The organism is Lactococcus ileimucosae (assembly GCF_943193185.1).
GTDB classification, from domain to species: Bacteria; Bacillota; Bacilli; order Lactobacillales; family Streptococcaceae; genus Lactococcus; species Lactococcus ileimucosae.
In genome coordinates this window covers 16967-30291 of sequence record NZ_CALPDE010000005.1, presented here as the reverse complement: position 1 = coordinate 30291, position 13325 = coordinate 16967, and the positions used below count along the sequence as shown (strand labels likewise).

General features: G+C 37.2%; 17 protein-coding genes and 1 other RNA gene. 11 read left to right on the top strand and 7 right to left on the bottom strand.

Annotation, left to right across the window (positions count from 1 at the left end):
• Positions 1-31: 31 nt before the first annotated feature.
• The 4 genes from deoC (at position 32) to NFR51_RS03705 (ending at position 3097) form a co-directional block, all read left to right on the top strand.
• Complete coding sequence (deoC, locus tag NFR51_RS03720; protein ID WP_251712400.1) at positions 32-694, top strand: deoxyribose-phosphate aldolase; 663 nt, start codon at positions 32-34, stop codon at positions 692-694.
• Positions 681-1073 (top strand): cytidine deaminase, encoded by a 393-nt coding sequence (locus NFR51_RS03715; RefSeq protein ID WP_251712399.1) that lies wholly within the window; start codon positions 681-683, stop codon positions 1071-1073. The genes deoC and NFR51_RS03715 overlap by 14 nt, the downstream gene beginning before the upstream one ends.
• Positions 1074-1243: 170 nt before the next feature.
• Positions 1244-2296: a BMP family lipoprotein gene (locus tag NFR51_RS03710; protein WP_251712398.1), complete on the top strand. Its 1053-nt coding sequence runs from the start codon at positions 1244-1246 to the stop codon at positions 2294-2296.
• A 93-nt stretch (positions 2297-2389) separates the two neighbouring features.
• The gene (locus NFR51_RS03705; protein WP_251712397.1) at positions 2390-3097 is read left to right on the top strand and encodes a GntR family transcriptional regulator; all 708 of its coding nucleotides are present in this window, start codon (positions 2390-2392) and stop codon (positions 3095-3097) included.
• A 112-nt stretch (positions 3098-3209) separates the two neighbouring features.
• Here the strand turns inward: NFR51_RS03705 and NFR51_RS03700 are convergent, their stop codons facing one another.
• Both NFR51_RS03700 and NFR51_RS03695 read right to left on the bottom strand, forming a co-directional pair.
• The gene (locus tag NFR51_RS03700) at positions 3210-4790 is read right to left on the bottom strand and encodes a sensor histidine kinase (protein WP_251712396.1); all 1581 of its coding nucleotides are present in this window, start codon (positions 4788-4790) and stop codon (positions 3210-3212) included.
• The gene (locus tag NFR51_RS03695; protein ID WP_251712395.1) at positions 4753-5457 is read right to left on the bottom strand and encodes a response regulator transcription factor; all 705 of its coding nucleotides are present in this window, start codon (positions 5455-5457) and stop codon (positions 4753-4755) included. Before NFR51_RS03695 ends, NFR51_RS03700 begins: the two co-directional genes overlap by 38 nt.
• Before the next feature lie 286 nt (positions 5458-5743).
• Here NFR51_RS03695 and NFR51_RS03690 point away from each other — a divergent pair, with 286 nt between their 5' ends.
• From NFR51_RS03690 to ssrA, 5 genes are all read left to right on the top strand, one after another.
• Positions 5744-6079 carry a putative DNA-binding protein gene (locus tag NFR51_RS03690; protein ID WP_251712394.1) on the top strand — a complete coding sequence of 112 codons (336 nt, stop codon included), beginning with the start codon at positions 5744-5746 and terminating at the stop codon, positions 6077-6079.
• A gap of 24 nt (positions 6080-6103) precedes the next feature.
• Positions 6104-6292, top strand: coding sequence for a PLDc N-terminal domain-containing protein (locus NFR51_RS11095; RefSeq protein WP_251712393.1), 189 nt, complete (start codon positions 6104-6106; stop codon positions 6290-6292).
• Complete coding sequence (locus NFR51_RS03680) at positions 6285-7172, top strand: ABC transporter ATP-binding protein (RefSeq protein ID WP_251712392.1); 888 nt, start codon at positions 6285-6287, stop codon at positions 7170-7172. The genes NFR51_RS11095 and NFR51_RS03680 overlap by 8 nt, the downstream gene beginning before the upstream one ends.
• Positions 7169-7918 (top strand): hypothetical protein, encoded by a 750-nt coding sequence (locus NFR51_RS03675; RefSeq protein ID WP_251712391.1) that lies wholly within the window; start codon positions 7169-7171, stop codon positions 7916-7918. Before NFR51_RS03680 ends, NFR51_RS03675 begins: the two co-directional genes overlap by 4 nt.
• Positions 7919-7963: 45 nt before the next feature.
• Positions 7964-8320: a transfer-messenger RNA gene (ssrA, locus tag NFR51_RS03670) on the top strand.
• Between the two features lie 179 nt (positions 8321-8499).
• Here the strand turns inward: ssrA and NFR51_RS03665 are convergent.
• On the bottom strand, positions 8500-8934 hold the full coding sequence (locus NFR51_RS03665) for a DUF1398 family protein (RefSeq protein ID WP_251712390.1): 435 nt from the start codon (positions 8932-8934) through the stop codon (positions 8500-8502).
• A gap of 181 nt (positions 8935-9115) precedes the next feature.
• Positions 9116-9271: a hypothetical protein gene (locus tag NFR51_RS03660; RefSeq protein ID WP_251712389.1), complete on the bottom strand. Its 156-nt coding sequence runs from the start codon at positions 9269-9271 to the stop codon at positions 9116-9118.
• 321 nt (positions 9272-9592) lie between these two features.
• Here NFR51_RS03660 and NFR51_RS03655 point away from each other — a divergent pair, with 321 nt between their 5' ends.
• The gene (locus tag NFR51_RS03655) at positions 9593-10027 is read left to right on the top strand and encodes a universal stress protein (protein ID WP_251712388.1); all 435 of its coding nucleotides are present in this window, start codon (positions 9593-9595) and stop codon (positions 10025-10027) included.
• A gap of 373 nt (positions 10028-10400) precedes the next feature.
• Positions 10401-10880: a VTT domain-containing protein gene (locus NFR51_RS03650; protein WP_251712387.1), complete on the top strand. Its 480-nt coding sequence runs from the start codon at positions 10401-10403 to the stop codon at positions 10878-10880.
• 134 nt (positions 10881-11014) lie between these two features.
• Here the strand turns inward: NFR51_RS03650 and NFR51_RS03645 are convergent, their stop codons facing one another.
• The 3 genes from NFR51_RS03645 to NFR51_RS03635 form a co-directional block, all read right to left on the bottom strand.
• Complete coding sequence (locus NFR51_RS03645; protein ID WP_251712386.1) at positions 11015-11614, bottom strand: lipoprotein BA_5634 family protein; 600 nt, start codon at positions 11612-11614, stop codon at positions 11015-11017.
• Positions 11615-11717: 103 nt separating this feature from the next.
• Positions 11718-12521: a pyruvate, water dikinase regulatory protein gene (locus NFR51_RS03640; RefSeq protein WP_251712385.1), complete on the bottom strand. Its 804-nt coding sequence runs from the start codon at positions 12519-12521 to the stop codon at positions 11718-11720.
• Positions 12522-12531: 10 nt separating this feature from the next.
• On the bottom strand, positions 12532-13164 hold the full coding sequence (locus tag NFR51_RS03635; RefSeq protein ID WP_251712384.1) for a helix-turn-helix transcriptional regulator: 633 nt from the start codon (positions 13162-13164) through the stop codon (positions 12532-12534).
• Positions 13165-13325: the final 161 nt, after the last annotated feature.

Sequence of the window (13325 nt, the reverse complement as noted above, 5' to 3'; positions counted from 1 at the left end):
CTATAAATAATAACTAGGAGAAGACCTAAAAATGAAAATCAATCAATACATTGACCACACAATCCTCAAAGCAGATGCGACACAAGAAAAAGTCCAAGCTATCGTTGATGAAGCAAAAAAATACAAATTCGCAAGTGTTTGTGTCAATCCAACCTGGGTAGCATTTGCTGCTGAACAACTCAAAGATGAAGTTTCAAAAGTATGTACAGTTATCGGTTTCCCTCTCGGAGCAAACACTTCAGAAGTCAAAGCCTTTGAAGCTACAGACGCAATCAAAAAAGGTGCAGACGAAGTGGACATGGTGATTAATATTGGTGCAGCTAAAGACGGTAAATGGGACTTGGTGGAAAGTGATATTGCAGCAGTTAATGCTGTTAAGGATGGCCGCATCCTTAAAGTTATTATCGAAACAAGTCTTTTGACAGATGAAGAAAAAGTCAAAGCTTGTCAAGCAGCACAACGTGCTGGTGCTGATTTTGTCAAGACATCAACAGGCTTTTCAACAGCTGGTGCTAAAGTTGAAGATGTAAAATTGATGCGTGAAACGGTTGGACCTGACATGGGTGTCAAAGCTTCAGGTGGGATTCGCAATCTTGAAGATGCTAAGGCTATGATTGCAGCTGGTGCAAACCGTTTGGGCTGTTCATCAGGTGTCGCAATTATGGAGGGTGAAACTGCCAATGCCAGCTACTAGAGAATTTATTGAAGCAGCACGTGAAGCGAGCAGTCATGCTTATGTCCCTTATTCCAATTTTCCTGTAGGTGCAGCACTTGTAACTAAGGAGGGTAAAGTTTATCAAGGCTGTAATATTGAGAATGCGAGCTTCGGCTTGAGCAATTGTGCAGAGAGAACAGCTATTTTTAAGGCTGTATCCGAAGAGCATTTGGAATTTTCAAGTCTGTATATTTATGGAGAAACGGCCGCTCCGATTAGTCCTTGTGGTGCATGTCGTCAAGTGATTTCAGAATTTTGTGATACAGATATGCCTGTTTACTTATTGTCGAAGTCAAGAGAAGTGAAAGCAACGACTGTTGGAGAATTATTGCCGTATTCGTTCCAAGAGTTGGAATAATAAGCTAAAATTACCTGTAAATTTGCTATTTCCGAACAAAGATGCGGATAAATTTCGCATTTTTGTTTTTAGCTTGAATTAATATATAAAATAGCTTAAAATAAACTTATAGATAAAAGCTCTTACTTGTAAGAGTTTAAAAAAATTTAAATTTGGAGGAAAACGTTTCCATGAAAAAACGTATTTTCGCAGTTGGTGCCTTGGCACTTGCATCAGTAGCAGTTTTGGCTGGTTGTCGCGGGCGTGATGCAGCTTCAGGCGGTGAAGCAAAAACAGATCTTAATGTCGCGATGATTACCGATACTGGTGGTGTTGATGACCGTTCATTTAACCAATCAGCTTGGGAAGGTTTGCAAGCTTGGGGTAAAGAGAATAACCTTTCAAGAGGTAAAGGTATCAACTATTTCCAATCAAATTCAGCCTCTGATTACACAGCCAACTTTAATTCAGCTGTTTCTGGTGGTTATAACTTAATTTTTGGTATTGGTTTTGGTCTTCAAGAAGCAACTTCACAGGCTGCTAAAAACAATCCAGACACTAAGTTTGCCATTATTGACTCTGTGATTGAAAACCAGCAAAATGTCGTTTCTGCAACATTTGCTGACCAAGAAGCTGCTTATCTTGCTGGTGTTGCCGCAGCTAAAACAACCAAGACAGATCACGTTGGTTTCATCGGAGGTATCGCCTCAGACATCATCACAGCTTTTGAAGTCGGTTTCCAAGAAGGTGTTAAATCTGTCAATCCAAACATTAAAGTAGATGTTCAATATGCAGGATCATTTAGTGATGCTGGTAAAGGTAAAACAATCGCATCAGCGATGTACTCTAGCGGTGCAGATATCATCTATCAAGCTGCAGGTGGTGTAGGAACAGGTGTATTTACAGAAGCACGTGTACTCAATGAAACAAAAAACGAAGCAGATAAAGTTTGGGTGATTGGTGTTGACCGCGACCAAGAAGCAGATGGAAACTTCAAATCGAAAGACGGTAAAGAATCTAACTTTGTCCTAGCTTCCACACTTAAGGAAGTTGGAAATGTCGTTAAAGACGTTTCAAACAAGGTAAAAGATGACAAATTCCCTGGTGGCGAAATTCTTAAATACGATTTGAAAAACTCAGGTGTTGACCTTGCACGTAACAATACCTCAGACGAAGCATGGAAAGCTGTTGAGGCTGCCAAACAAAAGATTATTGATGGTGAAATAACAGTTCCAGCTAAATAATAATTATACCAATTATGTAAACCAGCCGTTGTAGCTGGTTTTTTATTTGAAATTGGTATATAATAAGTAGAAAACGGAGCAAAGGGAGACAGCATGCAGAGAAGTAACCTTCCGAATTATGTACGGATTCATGATGAGATAAAAGAAGAGGTTGAAAAGTCAGTTTGGAAGATTGGAGAACGCTTACCGAGCGAACGAGATTTGGCTGAACGGTTTGGTGTGAGTCGTATGACAGCACGTCAAGCGGTGACTTCACTCGTTGACGAAGGAATTTTAGAGCGCCGTGTGGGAAGCGGTACTTATGTAGCGAGTCGGCGTGTGCGCGAAAAGATGCGTGGGACAACTTCATTTACAGAGATTGTCACTGCTCAGGGGAAAACACCTTCTACAGAACTTCTAAGTTACCTTAAGACATTGCCTAATGAAGTTGAGTGCGAAAAGTTACACATTACTAAAGACAGGACAATTATTCGCATGGAGCGTGTCCGCTATGCAGATCAAGTGCCTATTTGTTATGAAGTAGCAAGCATCCCTTATGATTTGGTGGAGCCTTTCGAAAAGAAAAGTATCACTTCTAACTTTTTTAATACTTTGACTCAGGCAGGATATGTGATTGAGCATAGTCAGCAAATTATTTCAGCTAAAAAGGTAAGTACAGAAGTAGCTGAATATTTAAAAATAAAATCTGGAGATGCTATTTTAGGATTGACTCAAATTTCATACTTATCAGATGGCCGTGCCTTTGAGTATGTGCTGTCGCAATATGTTGGCGATCGTTTCGAATTTTATCTTGAAAGATAGGGCAAAAAGCCCTTTATCAGTGTCGCTGATGCAAAATCTTGGTTTATTCATGCGCATAAAAAATGGAACCACATAAGCTTATGTGGTTCCATTTTTTATTTTCACAAGTTTTTTACAAGGTAACGGTGAAAGTTGTTCCTTTACCGGGAACACTAATCACATCGATATGTCCTTGTAACTCTCTTACGTTTTTATCAACAATTGATAATCCAAGTCCTGTTCCTGTCACTTGTGTTCGACTTTCATCCACTCGATAGAAACGCTCAAAGATTCTAGATTTTTCGATTTCTGTCAGACCAGGACCATTATCGGTTACGGTAAAAATAACTTTTTTCTTGTCTTTGTGGAGACCGACAAATATCTTTCCATGCTCATCGGTGTATTTTATAGCATTTTCAATCAGATTTTCAAAAATACTGTGTACCATTTGACGATTTGTCACTTGGGAAATATTCGAAATTTTTGTCTGGAGGAGCAAGTGCTTTTCATCAAGTAGCGGTTGAGATGAACTTAGAATTTCCTCGACAAGAGCTGCAAGATTAATTTTTTTCTTTTCAATATGGATGTTTTGTTTGGTCAAGAGTAAGGTATCTTGAACCAAGGCGATCAAGCGCGCACTTTCCTTACTGATTATATTCGAAAATTCTTGCCGTTCAGCTTCAGAAAGAGAGTTGTCTTTAAGCAGCTCAGCAAAGCCTTTGATTGAGGTCAGCGGTGTTTTTAACTCATGACTTACGTTCGCAATAAGCTCATTATGTGCATTAAGTGTGCGCTTAAAAGCTGTGATATCAAGTAGGGTAACTAAGAAACGATTGTCCAAATCCGGAAGCGGCGAAATACGGACTTGATAATAGGCATTTATATTTTCGAAATAGAAATCTTTTTCTTGAGTTGTTGGATTAAGCATCTTATCCACCAAGAAAGTTAAGAAGTCTGCGTAAGGACTGAAAATATCAAGATTGTGTGTATCTGCAAATTCATTTTTAAAAGCAGCATTTGTTTTACGAATCTTTCCTTTAGCATTGTAAATAAAGATGGGAAATTGGAAGAGTTCAATAAATTCGTAAATATTTTCTTTCTTCTCACTGTGCGATAAAATCTGATTTTGAATATATTCGCCTAAAGAGTTGAGAGCAGATGTCACTTTGTCGTCATTTTCACTCATCAGATAACTTTGTGTCAGAGGACTACGTTCAATATTCTTTATTTTGGCAACAATATCCTGTGTAAAGAGGTAGTTACGTCTGGCGTGAACAAAAACATAGAAGGCACAAGCGAGATAGATGAGTGTAGCAAAACCTCCTACCATCAGATTAGTGAACCAAGGGGAGGTACGGCTATCAACAGCATGGAGATATGCAGTTATTACACCGTCTTTACGTATCGGACTGGTGATTTCGATAGAGTGACGAGTGACCGATTGTGCATATTCAGCTCCTGCATCAATCTTTTTAGTTTCCTCATTTTGTGTGCGTGCAGGCCAGTACTGGAACTTGCTAGGGAGAGCCGCGTCAGGGTGCTCTGAAAGGAATGCTTTAGTCGTTTCAATTGCGTGTAAAACACGGTTTGTATCTGTTTTTAGAATCTGTATGTTGAGAAAAACGAGCAAAGTTACAGTCGCAACAAGATAAATAACTGTCGAAATTACAATGTTTTTAAGCTTTATTTTTTTCATCAGAGAAGTAATACCCAAATCCTCGTTTTGTTTTTATAAATTGATTGTCTAATTTTTTACGAATCTTACTGATTAAAACGTCAATAGTTCGTGTTTCTGCAGCAGAAGATATTCCCCAAAAATGTTGAAGCAATTCTTCACGCGAAATAACATCGCCCGAGCGCTCAATCAAAAGTTCCAAAATTTCGAATTCCCGCTTGGTCAAATCTAAAGGTTTTTCATCAAATATACAAACTTTTTTTGTAAAGTCTATCTCTAGACGATCAAACTTTAATCTGGCTTTTTCCAAAACCTTTTCACTTCCCAAAGTTTGGTTGTAGTACTGATGACGACGAATGAGCGCATTAACCCTTACGATTATCTCTTTTAGAGGTGTCGCTTTGTCCAAATATTCATCAGAACCTGAATTGAGTCCTGCCAGTTTCATTTCCTCATCATCTCGTGCGGTAAGTATCAAAATAGGTGTAAAATTCTGCTTTTTACGCAAAATCTCTGTCACCTCAATACCAGAAAGCTCAGGCATCATCAAATCCAACAAGATGAGGTCGTAATGATTTTTCTTGGCTTTCTCTAAGGCTTGCTTTCCATCGCTGACAGTTGTGACCTCAAAATCATTCTGTCTAAAGTTGTAAGAAAGTAAGGTTAAAATCGAACGATCATCATCCGCAATTAGAATCTTTTTCATTCCTCTATTATAGCATATGTGTAGCATGACGATCATTGATTATTATCTCATTTGAAACGCAGATACTATTTTTTAATGAATGCTTAGCCAGAACGTTGTCAATAAAAGCTAGAAGTTTGTGTTTGGCTGAGCAAGTTATAGCTGTAAAGAGCCTAACATCTACAATGTACTTATGATTACAGCAAAAATTATGATAAAATTATAAAAGATAAGGGAAATTATGTTATGAATAAATTTGAAAATGAATGTTAAAAAAACAGGAATTTTCTTAGAATGTCAGGGAATTATGGAAATCGAAAAAACAAATCGTATGAATACGCTTTTTGAGTTTTATGCGACGCTTTTGACAGATAAACAGATGAATTATATTGAACTGTATTATGCAGATAATTACAGTTTGGCTGAGATTGCTGAAGAGTTTGATGTGAGTCGTCAAGCCGTCTATGATAATATCAAGCGTACAGAAAAAGTTTTGGAAGGTTATGAAGAAAAACTGCATCTCTATTCCAATTATGTCGTTCGAAATCAGCTCATTGATAAACTTTTGGAAGAATATGCTTCTGATAAACATTTAACTGCGCTTTTACATGAAATCCAGAAAATTGATGAAGACGAATTTTAAAGAAATATTCAAAGGAGTTTAAAAATGGATATACGCATTATTATACCGCTTATTCTTTTGACAGCTATCTACTTCGGAGTCTGTTTTTACAGTCTTCTGACAAGGCCGAAAGTGAAATATCTCCCTAAATGGGGCTGGGCACTAATCTGTATTATTTCTATACCTTTAGGAGGGATAGTTTATTTTACTTTGGGAAGGGATATGCATGAATAAAATCATCGACATTGAAAGCCTGACGGTTTCGTTTGGAAACTTTGAAGCATTAAAAAATGTTACTTGTTCTATTGAGGCTTATCCTGGAATTATTGGTTTGATTGGTCCAAATGGTGCTGGAAAAACAACCTTGATTCATGCTATTTTGGGTCAGCATAAAGCCAGTCGAGGAAAAATAAAGTTAGCTAACCAAGCTCTAGCTTATTGTCCAGATACACCAGAATTTCCTGCCCATCTTACTGCAAGAGAAGTTCTTCAACAAAGCTGTGCTTTACACAAAAAACCAGAAAATGCAGAACAAATTGAAACAACGCTTGAAAAGGTAGGTTTGGCAGATTACACCAGTAAAAAGGTCGGAGGCTATTCACGTGGGATGAAGCAACGCTTGGGTATAGCAGTTGCGCTCTTGCTTGATCCGGTACTGATTTTTCTTGATGAACCGACAAGTGCCCTAGATCCTATTGGTCGCATTGAAATTTTACAACTTATTATGAAAGTGGCACAAGAAAAAACTGTGGTTGTTTCGAGTCATCTCCTTGCAGATATAGAGAATATCGCGGACAGACTGCTTGTGTTGGATCATGGTCAATTGATTTTTCAAGGAAAGCTTCATCAATTTATTGAAAACAGCCAGATGGATGACTTTGCAGAACTCGAAATTAAAAGTGAACAAGTCAAGCAAGAAGTAATGGACATTCTTCAAGTTAATGATATTGAGTTTTATCCTGAAATTACTGGAAAATTGATGGTTAAAGGTGAATACACTGAGAAGCTTTTACAAATTTTCCCTGACATAGGTGGAAAGATAGGTGTCTATCGGGCAACAAGTAATAGCCTAGAGCTGGCTTTTGAGCGGGCCATTATGGGAGGCGAAAAATGAAAAGATTAATTTTTCTTGAAACAAAGATATGGTGGCGCAGTGGTCGTCTGGGAATTCTTTTCTTTTTGTTTATCTTTTTCGGTATTACTTCGCCTGTTTTAATTTACTACATGAAAGAGTTTTTATCAACTTTTAGTGGGACAGAGGGCACGATTATTCTTATGCCAGACCCTAATTGGAAATCATTGATGGAATCTTATTTTAGTAATATTTCTCAAATTGGCTTGTTTGTCTTAATTTATTTTGTTGCTGATACTTTTAAGATAAAGAAAGAGAGTGCTTTAGGACTTTATTATTCGACAGTGGCGCGAAATTCCTTTATATTGCAATTGCCAAAACTTATTCTTGCTTTTTTTGTAACTGTGTTGAGTAACTTTGCGGGCCTTGCCAGTGCAGTCTATGTAACTTGGGTTTTCTTTCCGGCTATGGATTTTGGGAGAGTTTTTTCGGCAAGTGCACTTCAAACTTTGGCTTTACTTACTCTGGTGGTGTTTGGTAGTGCTATTGTTGTTTGGGCAAGAAAAACTTTTCTGGCAGTTGTTTCTGTGCTTGTGCTCGTGGTCATCAGCTCTATCCTACAGACCTTGAGTGATGCTTCTCAATGGCTGCCGCTCAGTTTGCTTTCACCCATTGATGTTTTAAATGCGCCAGACCAAGTAAATTTCGTGACAGTCGGTTTTTGCTTAGGCATTATATTTTTATCACTTATGGCTATCTTAGCACGACCGCTGCGCGTGAAATATTAGATAACTTGTGATATAATGAATGTCTGGAATTCATTCCACCGTAACGGGGGCGTTACGGATTCGACAGGCATTGTCGCGCATAAACTGCAACTGGTGGTGATGTCACCTAAATCCATCGCAGATAAATATAACTGCTAAAAATAACACTTCTTACGCACTCGCTGCCTAAACACCAGCCTGCGTAGCTGATGAACGTTCGCCGATGGCGTTCTGAAGCTTTAAACCTTAGTCGGATACGTTTTTATGGTGGCTTTACATAAAAAAAGAGATTTCAAAGCACCGCAAATTTCTGCTGTTTGAGACTGGCTTTGGAAATTTGTTAAACTAGAGAAAGTCCTATGGTTGTAGACGTTGATGTAGCAAGGTGTCTGGACAGGGGTTCAACTCCCCTCGCCTCCATTGTATGGTTTTTACTACTTTATATAAGTCTGGAAATCGCTCAATAGAGCGGTTTTTAATTTTAAAATAGATATAAATAGTTAAAAACTAAAAAAGACAGGCCCAAAAACAGATCTCAAAAAAAATAAAAAAACTAACTGAAGAAGAGCCAGTTAGAAATCAATATATTACAGATAATTATGTTAAAGGTTGTTTTTTGTGGCCTCTCTGTCAAGAGTAACAGCAGGATAATCTTCTCTATATTCTTCACCAAAAGCGCTAAAGTAAGTAACTTGACGTTTGATAAAGTCGACTTCATATCTGATAACCCCAGCTTTCCAAGCAGCAGATAGGAATTCAGGAAAAGTCGTTTTTCCTGCTTGATCTGCACGTAATGCTTTGATGAGTGCTGCTTGATCAAATGTTGGGCATGGACCAACACGACCAATTAGTGGTGTGCCAGGATTTATGAGTGATTCTGATTCGGAAAAATAGAAGCTATCACATGAGGGAAGATGCCAAATGTTTTTAACGATGCCTTCTTGCCTAAAGCATTCCACAAGATAGGGGAAACTATTGACTTTTGGCTGAATTTGGTTAGCTTTGAGTAGTGCTCTTTGAAGGTTTTTTGAAATCATTTGTATAAGCTCTTTTCTTCACCAGTGTTCATGATGTAATTAAACCATATTTTTAAGAAGAAGTAAATCTATTTAAGACAAGCTATAAGGAAAGTCAAAATTTTAAGTAACAAAAAGGCATCTACTTAAACGGTGAAGTAGATACCATCACGAGGAATATTCATCCATTGCTATGAGCTCCTTATGCTAATTCTTCCAAGTTATGTATTGCTTCTTCAATGGTACGACCAAGACCATAGACTTCTGGATTATTGGCCAAAAATACTTTAAAAATATCTTTTGAAGTATCTAGAGATACAGTATACTTGAAATTTTTATTTTTGTTAGTGAATGTCATAATGCATTCTCCTTTCTCTTCATATTGACGAAAGGACACTATAACGAACATAACGAAATTCCAATAACATTGTAACACATTCTTTTTAAAAGCACAAAAAAGCGGTCTTGAAAATTCAGATAAATTCTATGATGTTTACAATCCACTAAAATAAAGTGACAAAATTGTTAGCAAATTTTCTGAAGTTACTGTAAAGAAATCAAGATTAAAATTCTTGAGACGATGAGTATGAAAGTTTTTTTAAAGGAAATAATTTCGTTTTTGGAAAAATAAAATGTACAATAGAACTATAGATAACAACATCAAAGGGAGGAATATAAAATGGATAAGTATTATAAAAATATCTTGGTTCCAGTTGATGGCTCGGAACAGTCCTATAAAGCGGTAGATGAGGCGGTGCGTATCGCTCGCCTGAATCAGGCCAAATTGCATGTACTTACAGTAAAAGACCTCAATAAGTATTATGGCGCAGTTCATAAAGGAATTTTGGAAACACCGGGCTTGGATCAACTGGCGAAAGATATTCTAGCAAACTGTGCAGATATTATCCGCGAGCAAGTTGAATATGAAACTTATGAAGTTGCAGCCAAGCCTAAGCTAAGTATTGTTAACTTTGCTGAGGAAGAGGAGCATAAGATTGATTTAATTGTAATCGGTGCAACGGGTACAGACATGTTTGACCGTTTGCTTGTAGGTTCAACAACGAATTATGTCGTTAATCACGCACCCTGTAATGTTATCGTAGTCAAAAAATAGGAAGCAAAAGCAATTTCTTTCCTCTGAGAAAGAGAATTTAGCCAGTTTTTCTTCCAATAAAATTTTGATAAAATGTTCAAGTTTCCCGAGGTGGAAGCTTTTTTGCATGTGTGCAAAGTGGAGAAGACTTTGATACGAAAATGTTGTTTAGGGGCGATTATGGCACACTTTCCTAAAAATATAAATGAAAGCAAAAATCTTACCTGCATTACTTTGTCGGGGATTCAGGTGAGAAAAAACTATTGTGCGCATGTTTAATTTTCAGAATCTCCGTGTAGAATATGCTGGAAAAGTTTGACTTTTTAATTTTTTATGGTTCAATAGTAATAGGCTCGATTATTGAGCTGATGTATAAATGAGAGAGGACAAACAGATGATTGAAAATATGCTCGATTGGGTGGCAAGTTTGCCGCTTTGGCAAGCAACTTTATTCTTGTTTATTGTTGTTTTCTTTAGAGCACAAATGACTTTTGGACTAGGAAAACTCATTCATATGGGAATACTAAAGACAAAATGGGGGAAAAATGCAGAGAAATCAGAGGAAAATCAAGCAGGAATGCGTGCGCTCCAAAAATATGGTTGGCCGGTTATTCCTCTAAGTTTCTTAACAGTGGGCTTCCAATCTGTAGTGCAGCTTGGAGCAGGTATGCTGAACTGGAAATGGAGCAAATACACACTTGTGGCTCTTCCAGGATATTTAATTTGGGGATTTGTCTATGCCGCTGGGGGGCTGACACTTTTCCGTTCGATTGCGAATGGTTCCATTGGTCTATTGATTCTTTTTATCATTATCGTATTGCTACTTTGGAGTGCTGGGAGTTTTTTGATTAAAAAACTAAAAACTAATATTTAGCACGATGTAATCATAGACATGTTTTATTGGTTGCCTTTGGTAAGAGAAGGCAGCTTTAATAAATAAAAAAGACTGAGACAAAAGGTCTAAAAAACGCTTAATTAGATGTAAAAGAACACCTTAATTAAGCGTTTTTATTTTTGAGTAAAATTGAAAATTTGAGCCTTGTCAAAGCTATATGCTGCTAATGCATGTGCTGCATCTCGTTTTTCTTCAATCACGCTAATATATTCAGCAGCTGATTGAAAATTTTGGAAATCATTATCGTCTAGTACAAGTGTTTTTTTAGTAATACTTGACTCGCCCAGGACAATATATTCTGTTGTTGCAGCAGTAAAAATTTTCCCTCGCTCATCTGTAGTACTTACTGCTTTAAGATCAGATGTCCATAGTGCGGGAGTTTTTGAAAGTGATGTTACATGTTTGAAAGTAAAATCATTTCCTTTTTTATTTACATAATTAATTGCGTGAGCATCTATTAACTTCTCAGCTGAATTTTTACTCAAGACCAATGTATCTGTTTTGGCGTTGTATTTTGCTTGGACATTGATGTGAGTTTTGATGGAGGATTGATTGTTTTCTAGTCCTTTTTCTAAGCTTTTTTTCTCTTTGCTGTATAAAATTATGCCATGGACAGGCTGATGAAATAAGGCTACGACCTTGCTAACAGTAAAATATCCTCCAAGGATGAATAGAATTAAGACAGGAATAATCCAGATTTTCTTTTTCGACATGTAAAGCTCCTTTTTTAAGTTTTCTTTATCTTTAGTTTAACAAGATTTGCTGCTAAAAAACTTACTCTTCTGTAAGATAAAATAAACCGCACAATCGTGCGGTTTATTTTTGAATAAGATTCTCAATCAGCATAGAGCTTTCTTCAATTGAACGCTTACTGACATCAATAGTTTCAATCCCTAACTGTTCAAAAAGAGTTTCAGCGTAAGCAAGTTCTTCAAGTATACGTTTTTCATCAGAGTACATTGATTTTGTTTTTAAGCCCAAAGTCTGCTCTCTAAAGCTTCGGATATTGCTTAGACTTTCGGAGGTACTGGTTAGGCCAATAATTTTATGAGGATCAACTTTAAAAAGCTCTTTTGCCACTTCAACTTCAGGAATAATCGGTAGATTTGCAACCTTGTATCCTTTGTTAGCTAAGTACATGCTCAGAGGAGTTTTAGAGGTACGTGATACTCCCAGAAGGATAATATCAGCGCTTAAAAAACCTTTAGGATCCTTGCCATCGTCATATTTTACAGCAAACTCAATAGCAGATACACGATTGAAATAAGCTTGATTCAGGCGATGAACACTGCCAGATTCTTGAGTGGGATGTTCACCAGATAGCTTTTCGATGATTTGGATGAGAGGAGACATGAAATCCACATAGGGCAAGTTATGCGCTTTGGAAAACGCTTCTACAAAGTCTACTAAAGACTTATCCACGAGAGTAATCGCTACGATAGCTTGCTCTTTTTTCGCATCATTTAATATTTCCAGAAGTGATTCTTTGTCATTTGTAAAAGGATAGAGGTGGACATCTGATAAGTCCACAGTTGGAAATTGAGCCACAACAGCAGAAATAATTTTTTTGGCAGTTTCCCCGACAGAGTCTGTGATTAAATAAATTTTTATACTTTGCATTTTGTCCCCTTTAGTTTTCATCTTGAATCTTATTGCCTGTCTGAATGAAGGCTTTCATGATATGCTTGATTGAAATTTTGCCGACCACCTTTTTTGAGCCTTCTTTTTCGACGACGGGTAAGCTGTCAACTTCATAGCGTGAGAGAATATTTCCAGCTTCAAGAAGGGTTTTACCTGGACTGATTGTGTGAATATTTGGCATCCGTGTCATTATGACAGCGACCGGTGTTTTTTCCAGATTGTTCCCAGTAATGGAAAATCGTAGGAGGTCTTTACGAGAAAGAAGCCCAGCGAGCTCTCCTTCCTCGTTCTTCACATAGATACTGCCACTATCATATAAAAAAAGGCTTGTGGCGGCATCATAGACAGACATACCCTGATCGATAACCAACGGTGATATCATAAAGTCTTCTACTTTTTGTGAATAGCAACTTTCTAAATAAAGAGAATGCATCTTCTGACCGGTGTAAAAATAGCCAACTTTTGGCTTTGCATCAAGTAAGCCAGTCATCGTAAGAATAGACAGGTCATTTCTCAATGTTGCACGACTTAAGCCGAGAGTTTGAGCAATTCTTTCACCACTAATGGGTTGTTCTGATTTTACAATATTAATAATTTCAGTTTGTCTTTTTGTGAGTTTCAATACGTGCTCCTTAATAAATAGGACATACTATATATTATAGGGGAATTGTTGTAGAAAAGCAATATATAGAGATGCAGGAGATAATGAATAGAAGTCTACAAAAAAAGAAGGCGATTACATAAAACTTGACAATATATGTGACATACTATATAATGTGATTG